This is a genomic window from Streptomyces sp. L7 (genome assembly GCF_050990935.1).
Taxonomy (GTDB): Bacteria; Actinomycetota; Actinomycetes; order Actinomycetales; family Microbacteriaceae; genus Leifsonia.
This window is the reverse complement of record NZ_CP194644.1, coordinates 2,335,320-2,362,314: the sequence shown is the minus strand read 5'-3', so window position 1 is coordinate 2,362,314 and position 26,995 is coordinate 2,335,320. Positions and strand designations below refer to the sequence as shown.

Here is a 26,995-nt window from a genome sequence, read left to right as displayed (position 1 = left end):
AGGGATGAGCGCTGTTGATCCTGTTGATCCTCGTGTCCGTCTTGCGATTGCTCAGTGGCCTGATGATGCGCCGCGGGGAGCGGTGACGACGTTCTGTCTGGAGCAAGGGATCGCGCGGAAGACGTTCTATGCGATCCGCAAGAGAGCGCGCCTGGAGGGGCAGGCAGCGGCACTTGAGCCGCGGACCCGTCGACCGGCGGCGAGCCCGAACAGGTTGTCGGATGAGGTGAAGGCTCAGGCGGTCGCCGTCCGGGCGGCGTTGGAGGCCTCCGGACTCGACCATGGGCCGATCAGTGTTCACGAGAAGATGCGGGCGCTGGGGATGGAGCCGGTGCCGGCGGTCTCGTCGCTGGCGCGGATCTTCCGCGATGCGGGCGTGGCCAGGCTGGAGCCGAGGAAGAAGCCGCGGGCATCGTATCGTCGGTTCGTCTATCCGGCGCCGAACGCGTGCTGGCAGTTGGACGCGACCGAGTATGTCCTCACCGGTGGTCGCAAGTGCGTGATCTTCCAGCTGATCGACGACCACTCCCGGCTCGCGGTCGCCTCCCATGTCTCCTGGGGTGAGACTTCCGAGGGCGCTATCGCCGTGGTCAGCAAAGGCATCGCTGCCCACGGCGTCCCGCAACGGCTGCTCTCCGACAACGGGGCCGCGCTGAACCCGTCCCGGCGAGGAGTGCTCGGGCAGCTGGTCGCTTATCTGCGTTCGCTCGGGGTGGAGCCGATCACCGGCAAACCCTATAAACCGACCACGCAAGGCAAGAATTGTGAAGACTTGTCATGGTGCTGCGACGGTCTCGGTCTGACTCAGGCCAAGAACTGACCATGGTGTCCTTCGTTCGATTTGTCGACCGGGGCCGGCGCAGTATCCAGGAGCGCGCCGGCCGACCGGATCTGACCTGATAGGAGCTTGGACTAGAAGCCCCATCACAGTTCTGTCGACCCGCCCGACCGGCTCGCCCCGTCCGTTCAACCAGCGCGCACGGAAGGAGCACCTCCAGCATGACAATTGAATTGACCGATGTCACGGTCATCGGCGGAGTCGACACTCACAAGCACACCCACTACGCCGCCGCCATCGATGATCATGGTCGGCTGCTCGGCCACCACGAGTTCCCCGCCACCGGACCCGGCTACGACGCTCTTCGGTCCTGGATGCGCAGCTACGGCAGCCTCGCCTCTATCGGGGTGGAAAGCACCGGCTCGTTCGGCGCCGCGCTCGCCCGCGAGCTGACGAGAAGCGGTGAACACGTCATCGAAGTGAACCGGCCCAACCGGATCGCAAGGCGGATGGACGGCAAGTCCGATCGCCTGGACGCCGAGCAGATCGCCCGCGCAGTGCTCGGCGAGACCTCCACCGCTGTTCCCAAGAGCAAGTCCGGCGCGATCGAGGTGATCCGCACCCTGCGGGTCGCGCGCTCTGGCGCGGTCAAGGCACGCACCCAGGCCTTCAACGCCCTGTTCGGCGTGATGATCGGCGCGCCCTCGCAGCTGCGCGACGAGCTCGTCGATCTGACCAAGCGCACACTGGTGAACCGATGCCTCCACCTACGACCTGAGACAGAGAATCTTCTCTCGCTGTTGTCGGATCCTGCTCGTCTGCACCTGGCCGGCACGAAGCTCGCCCTCCGCGACCTCGCACGACGCTGGAAGACCCTGGACGACGAGGCCAAACGGCTCAGCACACAGATCGCGGACCTCGTCAACCAGACCGCTCCCGACCTCGTCGCCTTACACGGAGTCGGCGTCGAAGTCGCCGCCCAGTTCTTAGTCACCGCCGGCGACAACGCCAACCGCATCAAGAACGAGGCAGCCTTCGCCAAGCTCTGCGGCGTCGCCCCACAACCCGCCTCCAGCGGCCGAACCACCGGACGACACCGGCTCTCCCGCAGCGGAGACCGCGCCGCGAACAGCGCCCTCTACATCGTCGCGATCGTCCGAATGCGCCGACACGAACCCACGCTCGCCTACGTCGAACGCCGCAGCGCCGAGGGTCGCACCAAACGCGAAATCATCCGCTGCCTGAAGCGATACATCGCTCGAGAGATCTACGCCAACCTGCCCCAAATCGGCACTTGACGAACATAGGAGCATCGAGCGCTTCCACCAGACCCTGTTCCGCTTCCTCGACAAGCAACCGATGGCTGCCACGCTCGAGCAGTTGCAGGGCCAGGTCGACGCGTTCGATCTGATCTATAACACCGAACGCCCGCACCAAGGGCTCCCCGGTCGGGTCACCCCGGCGACGGCTTGGATGGCGACACCGGTGGTCGAACCACCACGCCCGCCTGCTCAACCTGCGGCGCCGATCGGGGACAAGGAGGGCCCGTGGGAGACGCGGATCCAGACCAACGGCACCGTCTATGCTCGCGGCACCAAGTTCCAAGTCAGCCGCACCCTCGCCGGCCAGATCGCTTATCGGCTCGAGGAAGACGACCGGCTATTGATCTTCGACGCACACGGCACCCTCCTAGCCGAATATCCATGGCCGGCATCCGGGACCAAGTATGTCGGCAGCGGCAATCCCCGAGGACCCCGTGGGCCACGCACAATCCGCTAACTGTTACCGATGTCCTGAGACATGAACTGTTACCGATGTCCTGAGGCAGAACTGTTACCGATGTCTTGAGACATCACAGTTGCACAACGTACTCCCGGGTTGTCGGCGCTCGTTAGGAATTGAGCAGAAACGCTCGTGAGGAATTGAGCACCTGATCCAGATTGGACGGGTGATCACCTTGGAGCATTGGGCCTTGATTCGGCGGCTGCACTTGGCAGAGGGAGTGCCGAAGGCGCAGATCGCCAGACAGCTCGGGCTGTCGCGGAACACGGTGGCGAGGGCGTTGGCCTCGCCAGCGCCGCCGACCTATCAGCAGCCGCCGAGACCGTCGGCGTTCGACGAGCTCGAGCCGCGGGTCCGGTCGCTGCTGGCCGAGTTCCCGACGATGCCGGCGACGGTGATCGCCGAACGAGTCGGTTGGGCAGGGTCGCCGTCGTGGTTCCGGAAACGGGTCGCCCTGCTGCGGCCGGAGTATTCACCGAAGGACCCAGCCGACCGGCTGGACTACTCCCCGGGCGACCAGGTCCAGTGCGATCTCTGGTTCCCGCCAGCGCGGATTCCGACTGGGACCGGCCAATGGGCGTCCTTCCCGGTGCTGGTGATGGTCGCCTCGTATTCACGGTTCATCACCGCCCGGATGCTACCCACCCGCAAGACACCGGACCTGCTGGCCGGCATGTGGTCGCTGCTGAGTGGGCAGCTGGGCGCCGTTCCCCGACGACTGATCTGGGATAACGAGGCCGGCATTGGCCGCCGCAACCATCTCGCGGAGGGCGTCACCGGGTTCTGCGGGACGCTGGCCACTCGGATTGTTCAGCTCAAGCCCTTCGATCCGGAGTCCAAGGGCATCGTCGAACGAGCGAACCAGTTCCTGGAGACCTCGTTCATGCCTGGCCGCCAGTTCGAGCACCCCGACGACTTCAACGCCCAGCTGGCGACCTGGCTGACCAGAGCGAATCAACGAACGGTCCGATCGCTCCAGACCCGGCCGACTCAGCTGATCGAGCTGGACCGGAGGTCGATGCTGGCGTTGCCGCCGTTGGACCCGCAGGCCGGGTTCCGCAACCGGATCCGGGTCGGCCGGGACTACTACACGCCCGTGCTCGGCAATGACTACTCCGTCGACCCGGCGGCGATCGATCGGATGGTCGATGTCAGCGCCGACTTGGAGCGGGTCCAAGCGCGTCTCGCCGGTCGGCTGGTCGCCGACCATCCCCGCAGCTGGGGACGCGCCGGACGGATCACCGACCCCGAACACGTCAGCAGCGCCGGCCGGCTGCGGGTCGCGTTCCAGCAACCGTGGCCGAAGACGATCGAGGATGCCGGGATCCTGCGGGATCTGGCCGACTACGACGCCTTCTTCGGCATCACCCTCGACCAGGAAGAGCACACCGCATGACTAGCACCGCGATCAAGCAGATCGACCATCTCGCCCGGGCGCTGAAGGCGCCGCGCATCCAGGAGCACGCTGCCCGGCTGGCCGAGCAGGCCCGCGACGCCGGGTGGTCCCACGAGGAATACTTAGCTGCCGTCCTGGATCGGGAGGTTTCGGCCCGGGACTCCTCCGGATCGGATCTGCGGATCCGGGCGGCCGGGTTCCCCGCCCGCAAGACGATCGAGGACTACGTGTTCGATCACCAACCCGCGCTGAAGCGCGACACGATCTTGCACCTGGCCGGCGGGGCTTTTCTCGCGGGCGGGCAGAACGTCGTCCTGATCGGTCCGCCCGGGACTGGCAAGACACACCTGGCGATCGCGCTCGGGATCAGAGCCGCCCACCTGGGTCACCGGGTTCTGTTCGGCACCGCAACCGAATGGGTAACCCGCCTGCAAGCCGCCCACACGGTTGGCAAGCTCGGCGCTGAGCTGGCCAAGCTGCGCCGTTACGGGCTGATCATCGTCGACGAGGTCGGCTACATCCCGATCGAGCAGGACGCCGCGAACTTGTTCTTCCAACTCGTCTCATCCCGTTACGAACACGCGTCGTTGATCCTGACCAGCAACATGCCCTTCGCCCGCTGGGGCGACGTCTTCTCCGACCAAGTCGTCGCCGCGGCCATGATCGACCGCATCGTCCACCACGCCGAAGTCGTCACACTGAAGGGCTCCAGCTATCGACTCCGAAACACCGAGATCGAGACGCTACCCTCCGTCCGCGCCGAAAACGCGGCAAACTAACCACACAACGAAGTGCTCAATTCCTCACGAGCGAAAGTGCTCAATTCCTGACGAGCGCTGACTGTGATCCATCAGGACATCTCTGACGAAGCTGCATCAATAGAGCTCTGACGTTTCGGCGGGGTTTGGTCCTGACACTTGCCCTCAATGTTTGAGGGATGAGCCGTGTTGACCCTGTTGATCCTCGTGTCCGTCTCGCGATTGCTCAGTGGCCTGATGATGCGCCGCGCGGGTCGATCACCACGTTCTGCGCCGAGCACGGGATCGCGCGGAAGACGTTCTACGCGATTCGGAAACGGGCAGCGGAGGATGGGCAGGCGGCTGCGTTGGAGCCGCGGTCGAGACGCCCGCGCAGCAGCCCATCGCAGATCGCCGACGCGGTCGTCCAACGAGCGATCGGAGTCCGCGCCGCGTTGGAGGCCTCCGGACTCGATCACGGCCCGATCAGTGTTCACGAGAAGATGCGCTCGCTCGGGATGGAACCGGTGCCCTCGACCGCCTCTCTGTCGCGGATCTTCCGCGAGCAGGGTGTCGCAAAGATTGAGCCGAGGAAGAAGCCCCGGGCGTCCTATCGTCGGTTCGTCTATCCGGCGCCGAACGCGTGCTGGCAGCTCGACGCCACCGAATACGTTCTCACGGGTGGTCGCAAATGCGTGATCTTCCAGCTCATCGACGACCACTCCCGGCTCGCGATCGCCTCCCACGTGTCCTGGGGTGAGACTTCCGAGGGCGCTATCGCCGTGGTCAGCAAAGGCATCGCTGCCCACGGCGTCCCGCAACGGCTGCTCTCCGACAACGGGGCCGCGCTGAACCCGTCCCGGCGAGGAGTGCTCGGGCAGCTGGTCGCTTATCTGCGTTCGCTCGGGGTGGAGCCGATCACCGGCAAACCCTATAAACCGACCACGCAAGGCAAGAATTGTGAAGACTTGTCATGGTGCTGCGACGGTCTCGGTCTGACTCAGGCCAAGAACTGACCATGGTGTCCTTCGTTCGATTTGTCGACCGGGGCCGGCGCAGTATCCAGGAGCGCGCCGGCCGACCGGATCTGACCTGATAGGAGCTTGGACTAGAAGCCCCATCACAGTTCTGTCGACCCGCCCGACCGGCTCGCCCCGTCCGTTCAACCAGCGCGCACGGAAGGAGCACCTCCAGCATGACAATTGAATTGACCGATGTCACGGTCATCGGCGGAGTCGACACTCACAAGCACACCCACTACGCCGCCGCCATCGATGATCATGGTCGGCTGCTCGGCCACCACGAGTTCCCCGCCACCGGACCCGGCTACGACGCTCTTCGGTCCTGGATGCGCAGCTACGGCAGCCTCGCCTCTATCGGGGTGGAAAGCACCGGCTCGTTCGGCGCCGCGCTCGCCCGCGAGCTGACGAGAAGCGGTGAACACGTCATCGAAGTGAACCGGCCCAACCGGATCGCAAGGCGGATGGACGGCAAGTCCGATCGCCTGGACGCCGAGCAGATCGCCCGCGCAGTGCTCGGCGAGACCTCCACCGCTGTTCCCAAGAGCAAGTCCGGCGCGATCGAGGTGATCCGCACCCTGCGGGTCGCGCGCTCTGGCGCGGTCAAGGCACGCACCCAGGCCTTCAACGCCCTGTTCGGCGTGATGATCGGCGCGCCCTCGCAGCTGCGCGACGAGCTCGTCGATCTGACCAAGCGCACACTGGTGAACCGATGCCTCCACCTACGACCTGAGACAGAGAATCTTCTCTCGCTGTTGTCGGATCCTGCTCGTCTGCACCTGGCCGGCACGAAGCTCGCCCTCCGCGACCTCGCACGACGCTGGAAGACCCTGGACGACGAGGCCAAACGGCTCAGCACACAGATCGCGGACCTCGTCAACCAGACCGCTCCCGACCTCGTCGCCTTACACGGAGTCGGCGTCGAAGTCGCCGCCCAGTTCTTAGTCACCGCCGGCGACAACGCCAACCGCATCAAGAACGAGGCAGCCTTCGCCAAGCTCTGCGGCGTCGCCCCACAACCCGCCTCCAGCGGCCGAACCACCGGACGACACCGGCTCTCCCGCAGCGGAGACCGCGCCGCGAACAGCGCCCTCTACATCGTCGCGATCGTCCGAATGCGCCGACACGAACCCACGCTCGCCTACGTCGAACGCCGCAGCGCCGAGGGTCGCACCAAACGCGAAATCATCCGCTGCCTGAAGCGATACATCGCTCGAGAGATCTACGCCAACCTGCCCCAAATCGGCACTTGACGAACATAGGAGCATCGAGCGCTTCCATCAGACCCTGTTCCGCTTCCTCGACAAGCAACCGATGGCTGCCACGCTCGAGCAGTTGCAGGGCCAGGTCGACGCGTTCGATCTGATCTATAACACCGAGCGCCCGCACCAAGGGCTCCCCGGTCGGGTCACCCCGGCGACGGCTTGGATGGCGACACCGGTGGTCGAACCACCACGCCCGATCCCGCAGCCGGCTGCCCCGGCCGGGGATGACGGGATACGGATGACGCGGATCCACGACAACGGCACCGTCTATGCCCGCGGCGCCAAGTTCCAGGTCAGCCGCACCCTTGCCGGAGCGATCGCCTATCGGGTCGAGGAAGACGACCGGCTGCTGATCTTCGACGCCGTCGGCACCCTCCTGGCCGAGTATCCCTGGCCGGCTCCGGGGACCAAATACGTCGGCAGCGGCAACCCCCGCGGACCCCGTGGGCCACGCAAGAACCGGGGAGTGTCAGAGATGTCCTGATACATCCTTTGTCAGAGATGTCCTGATGCAGAAACGTCAGAGATGTCCTGAGACATCACACTGACGAGCGCTGACACGGGTGCCGGACGTGGACACATTTTGGACACACTTGCGTTCATATTCATGTGATTGGGGCCACGCCGGGTCATCGGAAATCGTTGATTTTCCGCGGATTCCGCGGACCGGAGCCACTGCAAACAGCGTCCCATACGAGCACACGGCTCATAATCGTGGTGTCGCGGGTTCGAGTCCCGCCCTCGCTACATAGCTTGAAAACACTGAGAACGGCGGCTGTTGAACAGCCGCCGTTTTCTCATGTCATGTCTCAGGACATAGGTGACACTTCTGCCTCAATAGATCGGTGACGCTTCGGGCTGTCTTGGTGGTGACACTTCTCTCCATTGTCTGAGGATGAGCCCTGTTGATCCTCGTGTCCGTCCCACGCACAACCCGCTAACTGTTACCGATGTCTTGAGACATCACAAGGCCTCGTCGCGTTGTACCCCTCCAATTTGCGCACATTCTGCGCACAAACGAGCGGGGTCAGTTGGGGTCGTAGCTTGTCGAACGGGGTTAGAAAAGGCGGAATTTCGGCGGATCTTCAGCTCGTGCTGCACCGTTCAAGGGCTCCGGATAGAGTTCGAATCCCACGCCCTCAGCACTAGTCGCTGCAGCTACGAATCACCACATTGAATCGACCTCGGAGACATGACGGCGCGTCGTCGTCGCATTCCGCTTGTCCGTGCGACGACGACGCGCCCGCAGATCGGGCAGAAGCGCGCTTACCTGCTCATGCCTAGCCCGGTCTGCACCTTCACCGTCGCCGGCGCCCCCGTCACGAAGCGCGCGAGCGTGATCGTGTCGATGTTGGGGCCGTAGGCGGTCGCGTTGCCCAAGGTGAGGGCGCCGCCGTCCGTGGTCAGCGTGAGGGGCACGGTCTTGTCCCAGTAGCTGCTCCACGAGTAGTCGTGCCGGAACGCCGCCCGCACCGTTCCGGCACCGGCCTCAGCGATGTCGAGGAAGCGGCTGATCACCTGCGGGTTGTAGTTGATCGCGGCGGACTTGTCGGCGTTGGCTGCGGCGATCACCAGCTGGTAGTCGCCGGCGCCGAAGCCCGCTGGGCGCGGGACGTTGAGCGTGTTGGCCGCCCCGTTTCCGATGTAGCCGACGTCGCGTACGACTCCCTGCGCGTCCGCCGACCCGTTGGAGTTCGCCGGCTCGGTCTGCACGCGGGCCGCGCCCGAGCGCGGCAGCGACTCCGCCTCGCTGTGGAACACGGCGCCCGGGTCGGCGTCCGACGCCTTCTGCGCCGCGCCGCGGAGCGTGGAGACGCCGCCGATGAGGGCACTGCCGGCGGTCGCGCGCACGGTCAGCTCGTTGACGCCCTGCGGGAGGTACACACGCGCGGTCGAGTCGAACGTGCCAGGACCGGTGGTGGCCGGGAGGGCGACCGTGCGGCCGTTCACCGACAGCGCGAGGGTCGCGCCGCCTCCGCTCGTCGCCGAGTGCACGGTGACGTCGTAGTAGCCGGTCTCCGCCGTGGTCGCGTAGAAGGTGGCGCTCGCGTCGCCCGACACCGTCGCGTAGCCGCGCGCTGCTGGTTGCTGCCACGACAGGGCGGCGCCGCCGGCGAGGCTCGCGTCCACGGCCGGGTACACGGCCCGCTCGCCGCCGGTCACGTCGTACAGGTCGAACCGGTCGAGGGTGATGTCGGCGCCGGGGAGCACGGTGGCGCCGTCCTTGCTTGCACGCAGCGACACTGCGTGCGTGCCGGCCGTGAGGTGGAGGGTGACATCCGTTGTGCCGCGGTAGGTCCAGCCGAGGTCGGCCGAGTACTTCACCAACTGGTTGTACGTGCCGTCGACGAACAGCGCGTGCTGGCCCGGAGCCTGGTTCGCTCCGGCGAGCACCGAGAGACGGTAGTCGCCGGTCGTCGGGGCGGTCACGTTCCAGGTCGCGGACGAGCCCGCGTTGTTGAACGAGCCGACGTCGCGACCTCCGGAGGCCATGAACGACCACTCCCGCGACGGGTCCTGGTTGTAGACGGTCGCGTTCGCGATGGTCGCGTTCTCGGCCTCCGTGCTGTTCACCAGGGCGCCGGAGACCGGCTGCGGGTCGGTCGACTGCGGCGTGATCTCGAGCTGATAGGCCGAGTACCGGTCGCTGTTCGGCACGGTGAGCAGGAGCTCGCCCTTCTGGATCTTCGCGGTCGTGGACAGGACCACCGGCGGCTGCAGCGACGCGCCCTCCGCGCCGTTCAGGCGGTCGGCGCGCACCTGCACCTGCACGGTCTTGCCGAAGGTGGAGACGTCGAGGCCCTTCACGTCGAGCGCGACGTCGGCGGACCCGCCGCCGAACAGCACCGTCGCCTTGCGGTTCGCCGCGTCGATGGCGGCGAGCCCTTGGAGACTGTCCGGGGTGTTCAGGTGCGGCGGAGTGACCGTCGCGGTCTTCGACCCGGCGAGGGAGCCGTACCAGTCGAACATCCACCAGCCGCCGTTGGCGCCGTTGTTGCGCGACGAGTTGTCGGACAGGTTGCCGGCGTAGTTCCAGAAGGCGGTCTGGGCGTCGACCTTCTCGCTCTCGAACATCGAGATCCACTGCACGAGCTGGCCCGGGACGCTCATGTCGCGCAGCATCCCGTACTCGGTGATGTTCACCGGGATGGGCTCGATGCCGAGCTGCGTCAGCAAGGCCGTGTAGGCGTCGTGGTGGCTGCGGAACGTCGCGAGGTTGTTCGTGCCGAGCTCGTGCCAGATGAACACATCCGGCAGCTCGGAGTGCTGCTTCGCGTAGGAGAGGAAGTCGGCGCTGCGGTCGGCGTGCCAGACGGAGTCGCCGGGTCCGCCGACGCGGGCGTGCCCGAGGCCGTGTTCGGCGTAGACGCTCTGGATGGTGTCGTAGGCGGCCGTCCAGTCGGCGAGGAACTGGTCCTTCTGCGTCGACCAGTTCGGGTACCAGTTGCCGCCGTCCGGCTCGTTGAACGGGATGAACACATACTTCGACGGGTCCTGCGACTTGATGGCGACGTCCTCCACGGCCTGCTTGAGGACCGGGAGGTAGTCCCAGATGCCGTCGCTGTTCGCGTCGCCCGGGCGCTTGCCGCCGTTGTACGGCCAGTCCGGGTACATGTCCTGCACGTACACGTAGAGGTCCTGACCGCCGCCGGCGAAGAACGACTTCTCGACCTGGAGGGCGTCGCCGCTGGGGTGCTGCGCGCCCTGCGGCGGCTTCTGCGAGGTGTTGGTGATGTGCGCCCCGTCGAGCACCGCCTGGCTGGGCACTCCGTCGTCGCCGAGGCCGTAGAGCGTCCCGGTCGCGCCGCCGCGGAAGGCGCCGGTGGTCTGCGAGAAGTCGACGGAGAGCGGGTCGGTCGGGGCGGCGGAAGCCGGTGCGGCCACGAGGCAGCCGACCATGAGGGCGAGGCCGGCGGAGGCGGCGATCGCGGGCGGTAATGCCCGGCGGCGAGAGCGCAGGGCGGGTTGTGCGGTCAAAGCAGTACTCCTTCGTACGGGATGGATGGACGGCTCCGTTCACAGCGACACTTCATCGGCAGAGCATGCACGCAAATGTGAAACCGCTATCATGATAGCGATATCGTCTACCCTCGCAAGAGGGGAGGAACCCAATATCCGCCTGGCTGATAGCGCTATCAGATTGATGCTTGCAATTGCTTCTGATACCGCTATCATGAATCCAGCGCCGCACCGGGAACGACCGGCGTGGCACCGCATCCGCGAAGAAGAGGAACCCGATGACCGACCGCCTGAGCTGGGGCAACGGAACGCTGACCGTCGAACTCGAATGGTCGGCCGACTCCGCCCCGCGCATCGCGGCGGTCGCCGCTCCCGGGTTGCGCCTGGAGATGCCGGCCGGACTCCCGCTCGTCGACGTGCTGACGGTGTGCCACGGGCACTCGCTCGCCAACGACCGGCTGGTCCACACGGTGATCGGTCACGAGTCCCGCTACACCGGACACGAGGAACGGACCACCGCCGCCGGCCGCGAGCTGCGCCTCCGGATGCGGCACGACGGCACCGGGCTCGAGATCGAGCTGCTGCTGAGGCTCCCCGTCGGACTCGCCGTGCTGCGTTCCGAGGTCACCGTCGTCAACCGCGGCGACGAAGACCTGGTCCTCCGCTCCATCCCGTCCCTCGCGCTCTACCTCGGCGGCGACGCCTCCAGCAGCATCCGCGACTGGGACGTCCACCACGCCTTGAGCGACTGGCTCGGCGAGGGCCGCTGGATCACCGAACCGCTCAACGGCGTCCGCTTCCCGCGCCTCGAGCAGCACCTGACCAACCACAACCCGCGGGGCGAGTTCAGCGTCACCTCGACAGGCACCTGGTCGACGGGCAAGCACCTCCCGGTCGCGGCCGTCGGCTCCGCCCGGCTCGGCGCAGCCTGGGCGTGGCAGATCGAGCACAACGGCGCCTGGCGCTGGGAGATCGGCGAGGACACGGCCAGCGGCTACGTCGCACTCTCCGGGCCGGCCGACACCGACCACCAGTGGACCCAGGTCCTGCGTTCCGGCGACACCTTCACCACCGTCCCGGTCGCGCTCGCCCTCTCGACCGACTTCACCGCCGCGATCGCGCAGCTCACGGCCTACCGTCGCGGCGCCCGCCGTGCGCACCCGGACAACACCGCGATGCCGGTCGTCTTCAACGACTACATGAACACGCTCAATGGCGACCCCACCACCGACAAGCTGCTCCCGCTGATCGACGCGGCCGCCGCGGTAGGCGCCGAGATCTTCTGCATCGACGCCGGCTGGTACGACGACAGCGGCGAGTGGTGGGACACGGTGGGGGAGTGGACGCCGAGCACGACGCGCTTCCCCGGCGGCCTCGTGGAGGTCATCGACCGCATCCGCGACGCAGGGATGGTGCCGGGGCTCTGGCTGGAGCCCGAGGTCATCGGCGTGAACAGCCCGATGGCCGGCAGGCTGCCGGACGACGCCTTCCTGCAGCGGGGCGGCAAGCGCGTGGTCGAGCACCACCGCTACCACCTCGACCTGCGCCACCCCGCCGCCCGCGCCCACCTCGACGAGGTGGTCGACCGCCTGGTCCGTGACTTCGGCATCGGCTTCTTCAAGCTGGACTACAACATCAACCCCGGCCCCGGGACCGACCGCGACGCCGACAGCGTCGGCGCCGGCCTGCTCGCCCACAACCGCGCCCACCTCGCGTGGCTGGAGGGCGTGCTCGACCGCCACCCGACCCTCGTGCTCGAGAACTGCGGCTCCGGTGCGATGCGCGCCGACTTCGCGATGCTGTCCCGCGCCCAGATGCAGTCGACGTCCGACCAGCAGGACTTCCTCAAGTACCCGCCGATCGCGGCCGCCGCGCCGGCCTCCATCCTCCCGGAGCAGGCGGCGAGCTGGGCGTACCCGCAGCCCGAGATGACCGACGAGGAGGCGGCCTTCTGCCTCGCCACCGGCCTGCTCGGCCGCTTCTACGTGTCGGGGCACCTCGCGCACATGGACCGGCCGAGGCTGGACCTCGTCGCCGACGCCGTGGCCGTAGCGAAGTCCCTGCGCGGCGACCTGCTCGCCTCCGCTCCGTTCTGGCCGCTCGGCGTCCCGACCTGGGATGCGCCGTGGACCGCGCTGGGGCTCGCCGTGGACAGTGACCATCCCGGCCAGAGCGCGCTCCTCACCGTCTGGAACCGCGACCCGTCCGCAGGTCCGGTCGAACTCGACCTCCGCCGGTTCGCCGGCTCCGACCTCACGGTCACCACGATCTTTCCGCGTTCACTACCCGAGTGGAGCACCCACTGGGACGCGGAAACCGGACGACTGCGCGTCGCCGGCCCTGCCGATGAGGCAGGCGCACGAGTCCTCCGCCTCCAGGTCGTCGACGGCACCGCCCCCGGTGCGCCGTCGCCGACCGCAACACATTCCGCAACTCGAACCCAGTGGCGTTAATCTCGCTACGACATATCAAGGAGAGCAGTTCAATGAAGATCGCTTGGAAGGGAGCCGCGACCGTCGCGGCCATCGCGGCCGCCGCGGCGTTGGCCCTCAGCGGATGCAGCGACCCCGGCTCGGGAGGCTCCGGCAGCGGCGCCGCCACTTGGCCGGCCCAGGACACGAAGCTCGACGGCGTGAACCTGACCATCTGGGCCGCCCAGAACTCCAACAAGACCGCCGACAGCGTCATCTCGGGCTTCGAGAAGCTCACCGGCGCGAAGGTCAAGGTCGTCACGATCCCCGACCCCTACGAGCAGGGCGTGCAGACCAAGGTCGCGACGGGTGACAAGCCCGACCTCGCGTTCTGGCAGCCCACCGCCTCCGAGCTCACGGCACTCAACGCGACGCAGAACCTGCAGTCGCTCGAGGGCGCGCCATGGGTGAAGAACTACACGGGCAACCTCGGCAGCATGACGGGCATCCTGAACAAAACCCGCTACGCCGCGCTCGTCACCACCCCCGCCGTGATCGGCGTGTACTACAACAAGGACGTCCTCTCGGCCAACGGCATCACCGCGACGCCGAAGAACTGGGACGAGTTCATCGCCGACGCGCAGGCGCTCAAGGCCAAGGGCGTCGACCCGTTCTACGAGATGGGCGGCGACAAGTGGGCCACCCAGTGGTGGGTGCAGGCGCAGCTCGCCGACGCCGCCAAGAGCGGTCTGTGGGACAAGGTGAACTCCAACACCGAGAAGTTCACCGACCCGACCATCCAGGGCGCGATCGACAACTACCAGAAGCTGATCCAGGAAGGGCTGTTCAACTCCGACATCAAGACGGCGACATTCGTCGACCAGGGCAAGGCGCTCCTGGACGGCAAGGCGGCGATGGTCATGCAGGTCAACTCGTTCTTCGGCGAGCTGCAGGCGACCTCCAACACCGCCGACCTGAACAAGAAGATCGGCTTCTTCCCGATCTCGCCCACCGGAAACGTCGGAACGTTCATCCCGGACCAGTCCAATGCCCTCGTCGCCTTCAAGACCGGTGACACCAAGCGGGAGGCCGCGGCCCGCCAGTTCCTCAGCTACTGGCTGGGCGACGGCTACAAGGACTTCGTGAAGGCGCAGTCCACCGTCTCGCTCATCAAGGGCGTCGACACCCCGAGCGACGTCCCGACGGCGCTGCAGGACGTGGCCAAGTCTCTCGACTCCTCGGTCGGCTCGATGCAGGCGCTCGCCGTGGCGAACCCCGACCTGTACCTCAACCTGGCCGACATGATCCAGGGCACGAAGACGACGGTCCAGGTGGCCCAGACCACCCAGGACCAGTTCGCCCAGCTCGCGAAGGCGCAGGGAGCGAAGGGCTTCTAGCCCGGAGCTCCGGCCCGGAACGCCGGGGCGGTGGCCCGAGTTGCATACCGCAGTTCTGACCGCCGCCCCGGCGCCCGAATCCAGAAAGGCATGACCCGATGACCGCACAGCTCGCACCGCCGGCGCCGGCGCCGACCGTGGCAGCGCGCACGGTCCAGAACCGCCGAGGCGGCCGCCGCCAGGACCACCCGGCCTGGTTCCTGGTCCCCGCACTGATCGTGCTCGTCGTGTTCTTCTTCGTGCCCACGATCTTCAACTTCGTCTACGCGTTCACCGACTGGTCGAGCTTCCACAGCCAGATCAACTTCGTCGGCTTCGACAACTTCATGTCGCTGTTCGGCAACGGCAGCCTCCTCAACGATCTGCGGATCACGCTGATCTACGCAGTCCTGGTCGCGCTCTTCCAGAACCTCTTCGGGCTCGTCCTCGCCCTGGTGCTGGAGCGCGACACCCGAATCAACCGGTTCGCACGCGTCGCGTTCTTCGTGCCGGTCGTGATGTCGGCGCTCGCCGTCGGCTACATCTTCCAGGCGCTGTTGAAGCCCGAGGGCGGCCTCAACCAGATCCTGTCGTTCTTCACCGGGCAGCACGTCACCGTCGCGTGGCTCGGCAGCACCACGTGGACCATCGTCGTCGTGGCGCTCATCCACGGCTGGAAGTGGATGGGCCTCTCGATGCTCATCTACCTCGCCGGGCTCAAGACCATCAACGAGGACATCCTGGAGGCCGCGCGGCTCGACGGCGCGAGCTGGTGGAAAACCTTCAGCACCATCCGCTTCCCGCTGCTGGCACCCGCGGTCACCTTCAACGTGGCCACCGCGCTGCTCGGTTCGATGAACGGCTTCGACATCGTTCAGGCCACGACCGCGGGAGGCCCGGGCGGCACCACCGAGCTGCTGAACATCTTCATCTTCCGCACCTTCGGGCAGGGGCTGTTCGCTCAGGCGACCACGATGAGCCTCAGCCTGTTCCTGATGGTCACCGTCCTCGCCTTCCCCGTCATCTACTTCCTGCGCAGAAGGGAGAACGTGCTGTGAGCCTCACCACGTCACGGCGTCGCCGCCGGATCACGCCGTCGCGCGTCGTCCAGCCGATCGTCGCAATCCTGCTGGTCGTGCTGCTGCTCGGCGTGCCGTTCTGGCTCGTCGTCGTCACGGCCGGCAAGGACCAGGCCGAGGCGCTGAACCCCAGCCTCGCCCTCCCGACCACGTGGCACCTGCTGCAGAACTTCGCGACCGTGCTCGACCAGGGCCGGATGGTCGCCGCGTTCTTCGGCAGTCTCCTGATCATGGTGCCGTCGGTGTTCGGGGTGCTGCTGCTGGGGGCGATGGCCTCCTGGATCCTCGGCCGGCGCCGCAGCAAGCCGATCGCGTTCGTGTACGCGCTCGGCATCAGCGGCATCGTCCTCCCGCCTGCGGTCGTCACGATCGTGCTGCTGCTGCGTCAGATCGGCCTCGCAGGCACGGCGGTCGGCATGATCGGCGTCTACATGGGCATGTACCTGTCCACGGTGATCTTCTTCGTCACCGGCTTCGTCCGCACCATCCCGGTCGAGCTGGAGGAGGCCGCCCGCGTCGACGGCGCCGGCCCGCTCCGCGTCTTCTTCCGGGTGATCATGCCGTTGCTCGGACCGACGCTCGCGACGGCGACCATCCTGATCTGCCTCTACATCTGGAACGACGTCTTCTACGCGCTGTTCGTGGTCGGCGGCCGGCTCGACACGCTGCCGCTGAACCTCTACCAGGTCGCCAGCTCCGGCCTGTACCTGCAGAACTGGCACCTGATCTTCGCGTACATCATCCTGATGAGCCTTCCGCTGCTCATCACCTTCACGGTGATGCAGCGCAAGATCATCTCCGGCATCACCAGCGGCGCGGTCAAGTGAGCAGCGCCGCTCGTCCGATGACCTCGCGAGGGGGTGCGTCGCTATGCTGAGGACAATGTCGAACAACGCCCCGAAACCGCCCGTGATCAGCGACGTCGCGCGCCGGGCCGGGGTGTCCGTGCCGACCGTGTCGCGGGTGCTCAACGGTGCGGCGTACGTGTCGGAGGAGAAGCGCGCCAAGGTCATGCAGGCCATCCAGGAGCTCGAGTTCCGGCCGTCGGCCGCCGCGCGCGCCCTCGTCGCCCGGCATCCCAAGCTCATCGCCGTGATCGCAGGCAACACCTCCCGCTACGGCTACGCCGAGACGATCCGCGGTGTCGAGGAGAGCGCGCGTGCAGCGGGCTATACGGTCACGATCACCGTGGTGGAGTCCGCAGACGACGAGACAGTCGCCCGGGCCGTCTCACTCGTGCTGGACCAGCCGCTCGCCGGCGTCGTGGTCCTCAAGTTCGACCCTCCCGGTGTCGCGGCGCTGCACCGCATCCCCAAGTCGATCCCAACCGTGTCGATCTCCGGCGTCCGCGAAGCGGGTGTGCCGCAGGCGGTGCTGGCCGAGGCGGACGCCGCGGAGGAGGTCGTCGGCTACCTGCTCGGCCTCGGGCACCAGACGGTTCAGCACGTCCGGGTGCCCCCGTCGCGCAAGGAGGACGGCCGCACCACAGGGTGGCGCAGGGCCCTCGTAGCGCACGGAGCCCCCGTCCCCGCTCCCGTGGACGCCTCCTGGGAACCGGAGTCCGGCCGGGAGGTCGGGCTCGCGCTCGCCGCGGACCCATCCGTCACCGCCGTGTTCTGCGGGAACGACGAGATCGCGATGGGCGTCATCCGCGGCCTCGTCGACGGCGGCAAGGCGGTGCCGGCGGACGTGAGCGTCGTCGGCTTCGACGACCACCCGCTCGCCCGCATGTGGACACCGCCCCTCACTACCGTCGACCAGGACTTCGCCGGACTGGGGTCGCGCGCATACATGCTGCTCGAGACAGTCATCAGCGGCGGCAAGGTCCGCAAGTTCTCATCCGAGCGGCCGACCGTCATCATCCGCGAGAGCACCGCGCCACCGCCCGGTCAAACGCGAACAGCCTGACTCCGACCCGCATCGGACACTCCGCTCGCCGAGGATTGGGGGGAATTAGTGCAGACACACGACGAAACACCTCCGCGAGTCGCATAGGCGACAGGCCTGCGTCCCTCCACAGTGCTCTTGGCTCGTGACCCGAGATATTGTGGCTGAACCGTCCCACCACGAAAAGTTGAGCCCAATGGTCGACCCAGCAAGTAGTGATCAGCGCCCACGCACCGAGCTCCAATTGCTCGTGCCTGGCGAAGATGACATCGGGGAGTCTCCGATCTGGCTGCCCGAGGAAGGTCGTCTGGTGTGGGTCGATATGACGCCTGGCGTTCTCAACACGTGGGATGGATCATCCAAGACCAGTCGCGCTCTGGGCGGCTTCATCGGAGCTGTGTCGCCCAGTACGCGAGGTTATGTCGTTGCCACAGCGTCGGGATTCTTGGAATTGTTGGCGGACGGGGGCGACGGCCGATTGCTGTCCTTCCTGGACGCGGACCACTTGATGAATGATGCGAAGCCCGGCCCTGATGGTCGGCTCTGGGCAGGCAGCCTCCATAAGGATGAAGCCGCCGAGCAAGGCGCCCTTCATGTACTCGACACCGACTGGGGCGTGCGGCAGGTCCTGACCGGCCTCACGCTGCCGAACGGCCTGGGCTGGGACCGCGAGGGCCGGATCTTCTATCTGAATGACAGCGTGACGGGCGAGACGTTCGCGTTCGATTTCGATCCGGCAAGCGGGTCGATCTCGCACAAGCGAGTGGTGCGCCGCTTCCGTGAGTCCGAAGGATTGCCGGACGGCCTCGCAGTGGACATGGACGGCTGCCTGTGGATCGCGCTGTGGGGCGGAAGCAGAATCGTTCGCATCAGTCCAGAGGGCGACCTCCTTCGGGAGATCGGGTCGGAAGCGAGTCAGCCGGCCTCCTGCGCGTTCGGAGGACCAGGCCTGCGGGAACTCTTCGTGACCACGGCGCAGTATGGACTCGATTCACCTCGAACCGCTGATGGGTCCCTTTACCGGCTGGCTGACGCCGGCGTGTCAGGAGTGCCTGTCGGGTCCTTTCGCGGCTGAACAAACACGCGAATCGCTACCGCCGAGATAGCGCACAATTGTGGCTGAGAAGTTCTCCGTCCTGTCGTACCACCAACGCACGCTGGGCGGCTTAGGAGAATCCCCAATGGCGATCGCGACTCCGCCTACCTATGTTCATGCGAAACGTAGACCTTCGATGGCGAAGGCGGTCACGTCCCGGTGGCCGAGCGACCGCACTACGCAAGACCCGCGCCCCCGCGCCTTGCTCACTGACAGGAGAAACCGGACATGACCGCGACAAGTTCGGACGGCACTCACGCGATGGAGGCCGGTACGGCCCCCGGCGACAAGCTCCAAGGCAACATCGGATTCTTCAACCTGGTCTTCACCGTCCTCGCCTACAACGGCCCGATGGTGGTCTTTCTCGGCTTCATACCCGTGACCATCCTGTTGGGGAACGGAGTGGGAACTCCGGTCATGTACCTGTTCTGCGGCGTGATCGCGGCACTCTTCGCTGCCGGCCTCGTCGCGATGGGCCTGCGACTTCCGAAGCCGGGCGGCTTCTACGCCTTCGTCTCGGCGGGGCTGGGCAAGATTCCCGGGCTCGGCACTGGTTTCGCGGCGATGGTCTGCTATTACGCAGCAAATCTCTCTGCCTACGCGCTGGGCGGCGTCGCGACCGACTCTCTCGTCCATGGAGCTCTCGGGGGCCCTTCGCTGCCCTGGTGGCTGTACGCGGGTGTGATGTTCGTCATCGTGGCGGTGCTCGGGTACTTGAACATCAACTTCTCGGCCAGGCTGCTGACCGTCTTCCTCGCCCTCGAACTGCTGCTTCTTGTCATCTACGACATCTCGGTGATCGTCCAGGGCGGAGCCCATGGCCTCGGCTTCGACAGCTTCAAACCGTCGAACATCTTCTCCGGCTCCATCGCCGTCGGCTTCATCTTCGGCATCGGTCTCTACGGCGGGTTCGAGGCGACCATCATCTTCCGTGATGAGGTGAAGCGTCCACGCCGCACCGTGCCTCGGGCGACCTATGCTGTCGTCGGAACGCTGGCTGTCCTCTATTCCCTGACCGCATGGGTGTTCATCAACTCGTATGGGGCTGATGCCATCATGGCCGTTCTCAATAAGAACCTCGTCGCGGCATCGAGTGAGAGCGTCAAGCACTACACCGGAAATGTCGCGTACTTCGCCGTCTCCGTGCTCCTCATCACCAGCTCCTTCGCGCTGGTCCTGGCGAGTCACAACATCACGTCGCGATACCTCTACAACTTGAGTGCGGACGGCGTGTTGTCGAAAGGCCTCAGCCGGGTGCACGAACGTCACGGGTCCCCGCACCGCGCCTCGATCGCGGTGAGCATCGCGTCGTTGGCGGGACTCGTGATCTTCGCAGTCGCGCAGATCGACGGCGACACGGCCTACGCGAGGCTCTCCGGCGTGTACTCGTACTGCTTCGTCATCCTGCTGGTCGTCGCTGCGCTCGCCATCACAGTGTTCCTGGTGCGGGACACGACGGCGAAGAAGAAAGCGACCTGGCAAGCGATCGGCACTGCCATCTCGCTTGTATTCCTCGCGGTGGCGCTCGTCCTCTCGACGATCAATTTCGACTTGCTCGCCGGGACGGAGGGATGGCTGACCTGGCTCGTGCTCGGAGTGATCTACGGACTCATCGCCGTCGGCGTCATCCTCGCCGCGGTGTACCGGACCCGGCGGCCGGAGGTCTATGCGCGCATCGGCCGCGACGACGCCGGTGATCTCGTCCCCGACCCGGCCGGCTGAGTCGACGACAGGACCGCCGCAGCACGCAGGCGAAACGATGAGCCGCACCCGCCTTCGGGCGGGTGCGGCTCTGTGTGTCAGCCGGCGCCTCTCCCTCAGGCGATGATTCCTGCCGGTGTTGGTCTCCTGCACTGGCGGATCACGGCTTCGTTGTTAATCGACCAATAGCGCGAATTCCGGCGACGGGGTGAGATATGTCATGGCCGCAGGGAACTCGGTCGCCGGAACGTGAAAGGGACCAACGTGGACATCGCAGAACAGACGAGACAACGGGGAATGTATTTCGACGAGTTCGAGATCGGCCAGACCTGGGAGAGCCCCGCGCGGACGATCACCGAAGCAGACCTCGTCCTGTTCGCCGGCATCTCGGGGGATTTCAATCCGCTGCACACCGACGAGGAGTTCGCCAAGGCGACGCAGTTCGGCGGACGCATCTTCCACGGACCGGGTGTCTTCGCCATCGCAACCGGGCTGGAATCGCGCCTCGGAATCAAAGAAGGAACGGCCATCGCCTTCCTCGGCATGACATGGAACTTGAAAGGCGCCGTACGGATCGGCGACACGATCCACGTGCGACAGACGGTTGCGTCCGTCAAGCCGTCGTCGTCGAAGCCCGACCGCGGAATCGTGACCTTCGATGTCGAGGTGGTCACGCAGAATGGGGATGTCGCCCAAGACGGCCAGTGGGTCGTCATGTTCAAGAGGGAGCAGGCGTAACACATGCGGTTCCTGGAACGGATCACGAACGCGACCGACGGCGATGCTGTCGCTCTCGAAGATGGCGACCGGCTCGTCACCTTCGCCGCGCTCGTGGACGCCGTCGATCGCTTCGCCGGGCGTCTCCAGGAGATGGGCGTCGCCCGTGGCGTGCGCGTGGCTCTGATAGCAGACAACTCGGCGGCCTATCTGGTCGTGGCGTTCGCCGTCTGGCGCCTCGGCGCGACCCTCGTCACGGTGTATCCGTCGTCGACGACCGACGAGCTCGAGTACGTGATCGGCAACTCCCTGTCGACGGTCGTGCTGGCGGATGGCAGAGCTGCCGCGCGACTGAACGGCTCAAGCGTGTCCGTGGACACGATCGTCGACAATGACACGGTCCTGCAGGACGCGTCCGGCGATGGAGCCGCCGCGGTCCACACGCTTCCTCCGCTGACGGAGCTCGATCCGGAGGCGCTGGCCCTGATCTGCTACACCTCCGGAAGCACGTCGCGTCCGAAAGCGGTGATGCACTCGGCGGAGGGCCTGTCTGCCGGCGCCGACGCCTATGCGGACGTGTGGCGCATCGGCCCGGCCGACCGCACCATCGTCTGCCTTCCCATGGCGTGGGTGTTCGGGCTGACGACGGCATCGATGTCGACTCTGAGCCGCGGCGGCACCGTCCTCATCCTCGCTCGCACCAACCCGGCGCTCCTGGTGGAGGCGATCAGTGATCGACAGGGCACGTTCCTCCCCGGCGTGACCACGATGTTCGTCAAGCTGACGGAGTACGCGGAGAACCATCCGGGAGCCGCCGACTTCCGCTCCCTCCGGTTCTGCATCTCCGGCGGCGAGCCTCGAAACGAAGCGGTCTTCGCCCGGTGGCAGCGCCTCACGGGTGTTCCCGTGCATGACGTGTTCGCTGCATCCGAGTGTTTCCCCGTCGTGACCTACGATCCGGCCGTGGACCCGGAGCCGCGGCTCGGGAGCGCCGGCAGGGTCGTACCGGGTGCGCGGATGCGCGTGGTGGACGAGGACGGGTCGGACGTGGCCCCGGGCCGAGCAGGCGAAGCACTCTGGAAGGCGCCCGCGCACTTCCTCGGCTACTGGGACAATCCCCAGGCGACGGCGGATGCGACAGTCGACGGCTGGTACCGCACCAAAGACCTCGTCACCGTGGATGAGCAGGGATACGTCTACGTCCTCGGCCGGCTCTCCGACATGATCATCCGCGGCGGGGCCAACGTTTCGCCCGCCGAAGTGGAGGGCGTGCTCGCCGAACACCACTCCGTTCGCGCAGCGGCCGTCTTCGGGCGTCCCGATGCCGAGTACGGCGAGGCGGTCGTGGCCGCGGTCGTCGCACGGCCAGGAGAGGCCATCGATCCGGATGCGCTCGCGGAATTCTGCCGCACGCGCCTGGCTTCGTTCAAGGTGCCGACCCGCTTCATCACCGTGGACGAACTGCCGGTGAATCCGCGCACCGGCAAAGTAGACCGGAAGTCCCTGGCGCTGGTGACGAACACGACGGCCGGCGCATGAATACTCTCTCCGTGGCAGCGACCCAGTTCGAGCTTCGGCCGGAGCGCACATTCGATGATTTCGAGGAGCACCTGACCGGCCTGGTCCGTGCCGCGGCCGCTGACGGGGCGGAGGTCGTCCTTCTGCCAGAGCTGACGACCATGGGTCTGCTCGCGTCGCTTCCGGAGGCGGAGCACCTCACGGTCGATGACCTCGACGAGGCGTACCGTTCCGTGTTCCCGTCCTACACCGGGCGGTTCGTCGACGCGATCGTGCGGGTCGCCTCCGACCTCGGCGTGGTGGTCGTAGGCAGCCACTTCCGCGAGACGGAAACCGGCGCGCATCGGAATACCGCATACGTGGCGCACCCGGATGGCCGGGTGGAGCAGCAGGACAAGCTGCACCTCATCCCGCAGGAGCGGAGCCTCGGCACCGAGGCCGGCGACGCTGTGCTCATCACCGAGATCAACGGAATGAGGACGGCCGTGCAGATCTGCGCCGACATCGAGTTCCCCGAGGTGTCGCGGCACCTGGCGAAGCGAGGGGTGGACCTCATCCTTGTGCCATCACTGACCTGGAACCGGCGCGGGGCACAGCGCGTCCGCTACGGGGCGCACGCGCGCGCCATGGAGAACCAGGTCTACGTGGCGGTCTCCACACTGGTCGGCTCCAGCGGTCTGCCGCGGGACGGCGCGATGCACGGCACTGGTCATGCTCTCGTCGCCATGCCGTTGGAGCGGCGATTCGGCGACAACGAAGGCATCGTTGTCGCCCACGACGACGACGGAAGCGAAGGATTCGTGATCGCCCGGCTCGACTCGGCGCTGCTGGAGGAGTCCCGGGCGCAGCCGGAGCCGCCCGGCTTCCGGTACCGGCGCGAGGACCTCTACGCGCGGCTGGAAGCGGACGCGAGCTGAGATGGCCTTGTTCGTCCACACCTTCCGGGTGCGCTACCACGAGACCGATCCGCAGCAGTTCGTCTTCAACAGCCGGTATCTCGAGTACGCCGATGTGTCGATGACCGAGTACTTCCGCTTTCTCGGATGGGGATACCCGGAGCTGCTCTCGGCAGGGTACGACCCTTCGCTCGTCGCGACGCACCTGACCTTTCACCGTCCGGCGCGACTCGATGACGTCATCGAAGCGCGGGTCACCTGTGTGCGCGTCGGCACGTCGAGCGCCGATCTCCGTTTCGCGTTCCACCGGGAGGCGGAGCTGGTCTGCACGGTGGAAAGCACGTACGTGAACGTCGACGTGTCGACGGGTCGCGCCCAGTCAATCCCCCACCCCATCGCGGATGCGCTCCGCACCGACATCCGCACGTCTGAAAGGACCTCCCTCTCGTGATCGCCACTGAGCTCACCCGTCTTCTGCAGATCGAGCATCCTGTGCTCTCAGCCGGCATGGCACGCGTCGCGCAGGCCGACTTGGTCGTCGCCGTCAGCGAGGCAGGCGGAATGGGCTGCTTGGGCGGCGTCAGCTTCATGCCGGACGCGCTGCGGGCCGAGATCCGAGACATCCGCAGCCGCACCTCCAAGCCGTATGCCGTGAATCTGCTCCTCCCGGAATCGTTGACGACGGAGGATGAGGCGACCTGGGCGCCCGTCCGCGAACTCTGGGACGCGATGAGCCCGGCCCAGCGCACCAAACTGGCCGGAGTTCAGGCGCTCCTCACTCCCGGGGCGGTCACAGACCAGGTGCAAGTGGTTCTCGACGAAGCGCCGCCGGTCGTCGTGCTGACTTTCGCGACGCCGTCGTGGTTCATCGACGCGGCCAGGAGCAGAGGCATCCTGGTGGGCGCGATGGTCGGCTCGATCGGCGGGGCCCAACGAGCCGCCGCAAGCGGAATCGACTTCCTGATCGCTCAGGGCACCGAGGGAGGAGGTCACACCGGTCATGTCGCCACGATGGCGTTGACGCCCGCCGTGGTGGATACGGTCGATCTCCCGGTCGCCGCAGCCGGCGGTATCACAGACGGCCGTGGCCTCGCCGCCGCGCTCGCGCTGGGCGCGCAGGCGGTCTGGGTCGGTTCCCGGTTCATCGCCACCCCGGAGGCGTACGGTCATGATGCCTTCAAGGCGCGCGTGCTCGCCGGTCATAGCCGTGACACCGTGCTGACCAAGTCGTACACGGGCAAGCCGCTCCGTGCCTTCCGGAACCAGTGGACCACGAAATGGGAAGGCGACCCGTCGTCGGTGCGGGGCTTCCCGGGGCAGTACGCGGTCGCGGGCGAGCGAGTCGAGACCGGCTACCAGGATGGCGACCTGGACTGGGGCATGATGCCGATCGGGCAGGGTGTGGAGAACATCCACGAGCTGACGCCCGCCGGAGACGTCGTGACCTCGATGGTGGCCGAGGCGGAGGCGATCATCGGGGCGCTTGCGCGGTCGACGACCACGTCGGTCGAATAGCGGGACCGCGCGAGCCCCGCTCAGGTCGGCTTCCTCAGTCGACGCGCGCGGCGCCGAAGCTGTCGCTCGGCTCGGGGAACAGCGGTCCGCTCGCGGGCGCGTCGCTCGCCACCGCATCGGTCACGCGGTCGCCGGTGTCGCGTGAGGGTCGCAGCGGTCCGAGGGTCTCTGCGGTCAATTCCGCGCCCGCCGCTTCGGCGGTCATCGCCAGATGCAATGCCGTGATCATCGAGGGGGAGCGGATGGACGCGCCGAGGATCTCCTCGACCTTGGACAGCCGATAGCGCATCGAATTGTGATGGATGTTCAAGTGCCTGGCCGCGGACATCACATCGAACTCTTCAGCGAAATACGTGGTGATCGCTTCCAGCAGCAGCGGCTTGTCTCGAAACGGCCCGAGGATGCGGTCGCGCCACTCGGCCATGCTCGCCTGCCCGATGTCGGCCAGCAGCCGGACGGAGAAGTCCAGTTCGTCGTAGCTCGCGGTCCGCGTCTTGCGGCCCCTGAGTGCGAACTGCACGGCAAGGATCGCGTCGTGGTGCGAGGTGGCGACCTCGCCGATCTTCTCGATGGCCCGTCCGGTGCCGACGAAGGACCCGGGCTGATTCGAAAGGATGGACTTGATCGTCTTGGCCTGCGTGTCGGCGCTCGCCTGGAGCAGGACGGTGAAGCCGTTCGCCTGCTCCAGGGTGAACCCGGTCGCCCCATGAGCGGCGATCGTCTCCTCCAGGAGGTCGGCAGCCGGGATGCGGTGCTGACGGTGCGCGTTCGGGAACACGATCGAAAGCACGCGCACCTCGTTCGCGAAATTCAGGCCCAGCGCCGAGGCTCGTTCCTCGAGCCCCTCGGTGCTCTCATACGGCTCCAGCTCCAGAGCGCGCCGCAGGATGGAACTCCGGATCGCGCGGTCCTGATTCATCGCGAGAGTGTCGATCCGTTTCGCCGCCTCCAACAGCGACGCCGTGACGGCGGCGGCGGCGCGACCGTAGGCATTGAGGAAGCCGACGCGCCGGCTGGCGAGGATGAGCCAGCGTCGGGGTCGGCCCGGCAGCGAGTGCAGGCGAACCGCGAGGCCCTCCCAGCCGCCGACGTCGAGCTCGATCGTGGGCGCTTCGTATCCGCCGATCTCCTGGCGGAACAGGACGAAAGGGAGCGCGCCGGTCGCGTTCTCCACGAGCCCGGACTCGTCGGTGACGCCGGCGATGCCATCAGTCAGCGTCGCGAGTTTGCGCACGAGCGAGACGGCGGGCTCGGCAGAGTCCATCGCCGCGACCAGGGACTGCTGCATCGACATCATCCGCTGGAAGCGCGCAGTATCGGGACTGGCGTGAGCGCGGCTCACGGTGTCGATGATGTCGGCGAAACGGGTCGTCCTCGGGACGAGGAAGACCGGGATCCCCGCAGCCGAAAGCGCTTCGGACGCGCTCGTCTGAAGCGACTCGCTCAATGTCTCCGGGATGACCACCGCGGCGACTTCGGCTTCGGCGAAAAGGGCCGCGATGCGTGCGGGTTCCGTGGGCCCATCCGCCCACCCGCCGATCAACAGGATCAGCTCGTCGGCGCTCAGCCGATCCTCATCGAGACGATCAGAGAAGATCTGGGCCGATGTCACGGGGCGTTCCTCGAAACCACTGGCGCCGGCGATGAGACGCAGGCCGAGGGCTTCGTGACTCATCAAGTCTGCCAGCGTGCACGGGCTCAGGGGCGGACGACTCACGTCTCCTCCGCGAGGCCCGGTGAGGCCGTGGTGCCCCGGCTGCATGAGGCGATTCTAACCGCGCGCCCTCCGCCTGACTCCGGTGCTTCTCACAACCAGGCGCCGGAACTCATGGAAATTCTCCAATGGTTGGTCCGCGGAGGCG

Annotated in this window: 20 protein-coding genes and 2 pseudogenes; 20 read left to right on the top strand and 2 right to left on the bottom strand. The window is 66.6% G+C overall.

Features of this window, described 5'->3' with window-relative positions; translation table 11 throughout:
* Positions 1 to 4: 4 nt before the first annotated feature.
* From ACR5MH_RS11745 to ACR5MH_RS11710, 8 genes and pseudogenes are all read left to right on the top strand, one after another.
* Positions 5 to 763, top strand: a pseudogene (locus ACR5MH_RS11745) (DDE-type integrase/transposase/recombinase); the annotation flags it as partial.
* A 236-nt stretch (positions 764 to 999) separates the two neighbouring features.
* Entirely contained in the window at positions 1,000 to 2,076 is a 1,077-nt protein-coding gene (locus ACR5MH_RS11740; protein ID WP_431346400.1) for an IS110 family transposase, read from the top strand.
* 13 nt (positions 2,077 to 2,089) lie between these two features.
* Positions 2,090 to 2,557 (top strand): integrase core domain-containing protein, encoded by a 468-nt coding sequence (locus tag ACR5MH_RS11735; RefSeq protein WP_431349401.1) that lies wholly within the window; start codon positions 2,090 to 2,092, stop codon positions 2,555 to 2,557.
* Positions 2,558 to 2,735: 178 nt separating this feature from the next.
* Positions 2,736 to 3,956, top strand: a complete 1,221-nt coding sequence (istA, locus tag ACR5MH_RS11730; RefSeq protein ID WP_407792084.1) for an IS21 family transposase — start codon at positions 2,736 to 2,738, stop codon at positions 3,954 to 3,956.
* On the top strand, positions 3,953 to 4,735 hold the full coding sequence (istB, locus tag ACR5MH_RS11725) for an IS21-like element helper ATPase IstB (protein ID WP_407792078.1): 783 nt from the start codon (positions 3,953 to 3,955) through the stop codon (positions 4,733 to 4,735). The genes istA and istB overlap by 4 nt, the downstream gene beginning before the upstream one ends.
* Before the next feature lie 158 nt (positions 4,736 to 4,893).
* Positions 4,894 to 5,652: pseudogene (locus tag ACR5MH_RS11720) on the top strand (DDE-type integrase/transposase/recombinase); the annotation flags it as partial.
* Between the two features lie 236 nt (positions 5,653 to 5,888).
* Positions 5,889 to 6,965 carry an IS110 family transposase gene (locus tag ACR5MH_RS11715; RefSeq protein ID WP_431346400.1) on the top strand — a complete coding sequence of 359 codons (1,077 nt, stop codon included), beginning with the start codon at positions 5,889 to 5,891 and terminating at the stop codon, positions 6,963 to 6,965.
* Positions 6,966 to 6,978: 13 nt separating this feature from the next.
* Positions 6,979 to 7,461 carry an integrase core domain-containing protein gene (locus tag ACR5MH_RS11710; protein WP_431349400.1) on the top strand — a complete coding sequence of 161 codons (483 nt, stop codon included), beginning with the start codon at positions 6,979 to 6,981 and terminating at the stop codon, positions 7,459 to 7,461.
* A 782-nt stretch (positions 7,462 to 8,243) separates the two neighbouring features.
* Here ACR5MH_RS11710 and ACR5MH_RS11705 read toward each other — a convergent pair.
* The gene (locus tag ACR5MH_RS11705; protein ID WP_431347366.1) at positions 8,244 to 10,955 is read right to left on the bottom strand and encodes a CBM35 domain-containing protein; all 2,712 of its coding nucleotides are present in this window, start codon (positions 10,953 to 10,955) and stop codon (positions 8,244 to 8,246) included.
* A 260-nt stretch (positions 10,956 to 11,215) separates the two neighbouring features.
* Between ACR5MH_RS11705 and ACR5MH_RS11700 the strand changes: the two genes are divergently transcribed.
* The 12 genes from ACR5MH_RS11700 (at position 11,216) to ACR5MH_RS11645 (ending at position 25,133) form a co-directional block, all read left to right on the top strand.
* On the top strand, positions 11,216 to 13,390 hold the full coding sequence (locus ACR5MH_RS11700; protein WP_431347365.1) for a glycoside hydrolase family 36 protein: 2,175 nt from the start codon (positions 11,216 to 11,218) through the stop codon (positions 13,388 to 13,390).
* A gap of 32 nt (positions 13,391 to 13,422) precedes the next feature.
* A complete protein-coding gene (locus ACR5MH_RS11695; protein ID WP_431347364.1) occupies positions 13,423 to 14,745 on the top strand; it encodes an ABC transporter substrate-binding protein in 1,323 nt (440 codons plus the stop codon).
* A 98-nt stretch (positions 14,746 to 14,843) separates the two neighbouring features.
* Positions 14,844 to 15,782: a carbohydrate ABC transporter permease gene (locus tag ACR5MH_RS11690; protein WP_431347363.1), complete on the top strand. Its 939-nt coding sequence runs from the start codon at positions 14,844 to 14,846 to the stop codon at positions 15,780 to 15,782.
* A complete protein-coding gene (locus tag ACR5MH_RS11685; protein ID WP_431347362.1) occupies positions 15,779 to 16,630 on the top strand; it encodes a carbohydrate ABC transporter permease in 852 nt (283 codons plus the stop codon). Before ACR5MH_RS11690 ends, ACR5MH_RS11685 begins: the two co-directional genes overlap by 4 nt.
* A 55-nt stretch (positions 16,631 to 16,685) precedes the next feature.
* The gene (locus ACR5MH_RS11680) at positions 16,686 to 17,711 is read left to right on the top strand and encodes a LacI family DNA-binding transcriptional regulator (protein WP_431347361.1); all 1,026 of its coding nucleotides are present in this window, start codon (positions 16,686 to 16,688) and stop codon (positions 17,709 to 17,711) included.
* 175 nt (positions 17,712 to 17,886) lie between these two features.
* Positions 17,887 to 18,765: an SMP-30/gluconolactonase/LRE family protein gene (locus tag ACR5MH_RS11675; protein WP_431347360.1), complete on the top strand. Its 879-nt coding sequence runs from the start codon at positions 17,887 to 17,889 to the stop codon at positions 18,763 to 18,765.
* 249 nt (positions 18,766 to 19,014) lie between these two features.
* Positions 19,015 to 20,508 carry an APC family permease gene (locus ACR5MH_RS11670; protein ID WP_431347359.1) on the top strand — a complete coding sequence of 498 codons (1,494 nt, stop codon included), beginning with the start codon at positions 19,015 to 19,017 and terminating at the stop codon, positions 20,506 to 20,508.
* 243 nt (positions 20,509 to 20,751) lie between these two features.
* Positions 20,752 to 21,225, top strand: a complete 474-nt coding sequence (locus ACR5MH_RS11665; RefSeq protein WP_431347358.1) for a MaoC/PaaZ C-terminal domain-containing protein — start codon at positions 20,752 to 20,754, stop codon at positions 21,223 to 21,225.
* A 3-nt stretch (positions 21,226 to 21,228) separates the two neighbouring features.
* The gene (locus tag ACR5MH_RS11660) at positions 21,229 to 22,743 is read left to right on the top strand and encodes a class I adenylate-forming enzyme family protein (RefSeq protein WP_431347357.1); all 1,515 of its coding nucleotides are present in this window, start codon (positions 21,229 to 21,231) and stop codon (positions 22,741 to 22,743) included.
* An 11-nt stretch (positions 22,744 to 22,754) separates the two neighbouring features.
* Positions 22,755 to 23,639 (top strand): nitrilase-related carbon-nitrogen hydrolase, encoded by an 885-nt coding sequence (locus tag ACR5MH_RS11655; protein WP_431347356.1) that lies wholly within the window; start codon positions 22,755 to 22,757, stop codon positions 23,637 to 23,639.
* Position 23,640: 1 nt separating this feature from the next.
* Entirely contained in the window at positions 23,641 to 24,069 is a 429-nt protein-coding gene (locus ACR5MH_RS11650; protein ID WP_431347355.1) for an acyl-CoA thioesterase, read from the top strand.
* Complete coding sequence (locus tag ACR5MH_RS11645) at positions 24,066 to 25,133, top strand: NAD(P)H-dependent flavin oxidoreductase (RefSeq protein WP_433861779.1); 1,068 nt, start codon at positions 24,066 to 24,068, stop codon at positions 25,131 to 25,133. Before ACR5MH_RS11650 ends, ACR5MH_RS11645 begins: the two co-directional genes overlap by 4 nt.
* A gap of 34 nt (positions 25,134 to 25,167) precedes the next feature.
* On the opposite strand, the gene ACR5MH_RS11640 is transcribed toward ACR5MH_RS11645, so the two are convergent.
* Positions 25,168 to 26,808 carry a helix-turn-helix domain-containing protein gene (locus ACR5MH_RS11640; RefSeq protein ID WP_431347354.1) on the bottom strand — a complete coding sequence of 547 codons (1,641 nt, stop codon included), beginning with the start codon at positions 26,806 to 26,808 and terminating at the stop codon, positions 25,168 to 25,170.
* Positions 26,809 to 26,995 lie beyond the last annotated feature (187 nt).

Excerpts from the sequence above, each read along its gene's own strand:
- ACR5MH_RS11740 (WP_431346400.1), top strand. The coding sequence starts at position 1,000 with ATGACAATTGAATTGACCGATGTCACGGTCATCGGCGGAGTCGACACT.
- istB (WP_407792078.1), top strand. The coding sequence starts at position 3,953 with ATGACTAGCACCGCGATCAAGCAGATCGACCATCTCGCCCGGGCGCTG.
- ACR5MH_RS11715 (WP_431346400.1), top strand. The coding sequence starts at position 5,889 with ATGACAATTGAATTGACCGATGTCACGGTCATCGGCGGAGTCGACACT.
- ACR5MH_RS11700 (WP_431347365.1), top strand. The coding sequence starts at position 11,216 with ATGACCGACCGCCTGAGCTGGGGCAACGGAACGCTGACCGTCGAACTC.
- ACR5MH_RS11695 (WP_431347364.1), top strand. The coding sequence starts at position 13,423 with ATGAAGATCGCTTGGAAGGGAGCCGCGACCGTCGCGGCCATCGCGGCC.
- ACR5MH_RS11690 (WP_431347363.1), top strand. The coding sequence starts at position 14,844 with ATGACCGCACAGCTCGCACCGCCGGCGCCGGCGCCGACCGTGGCAGCG.
- ACR5MH_RS11680 (WP_431347361.1), top strand. The coding sequence starts at position 16,686 with ATGTCGAACAACGCCCCGAAACCGCCCGTGATCAGCGACGTCGCGCGC.
- ACR5MH_RS11675 (WP_431347360.1), top strand. The coding sequence starts at position 17,887 with ATGGTCGACCCAGCAAGTAGTGATCAGCGCCCACGCACCGAGCTCCAA.
- ACR5MH_RS11670 (WP_431347359.1), top strand. The coding sequence starts at position 19,015 with ATGACCGCGACAAGTTCGGACGGCACTCACGCGATGGAGGCCGGTACG.
- ACR5MH_RS11660 (WP_431347357.1), top strand. The coding sequence starts at position 21,229 with ATGCGGTTCCTGGAACGGATCACGAACGCGACCGACGGCGATGCTGTC.
- ACR5MH_RS11650 (WP_431347355.1), top strand. The coding sequence starts at position 23,641 with ATGGCCTTGTTCGTCCACACCTTCCGGGTGCGCTACCACGAGACCGAT.
- ACR5MH_RS11640 (WP_431347354.1), bottom strand. The coding sequence starts at position 26,808 with ATGAGTCACGAAGCCCTCGGCCTGCGTCTCATCGCCGGCGCCAGTGGT.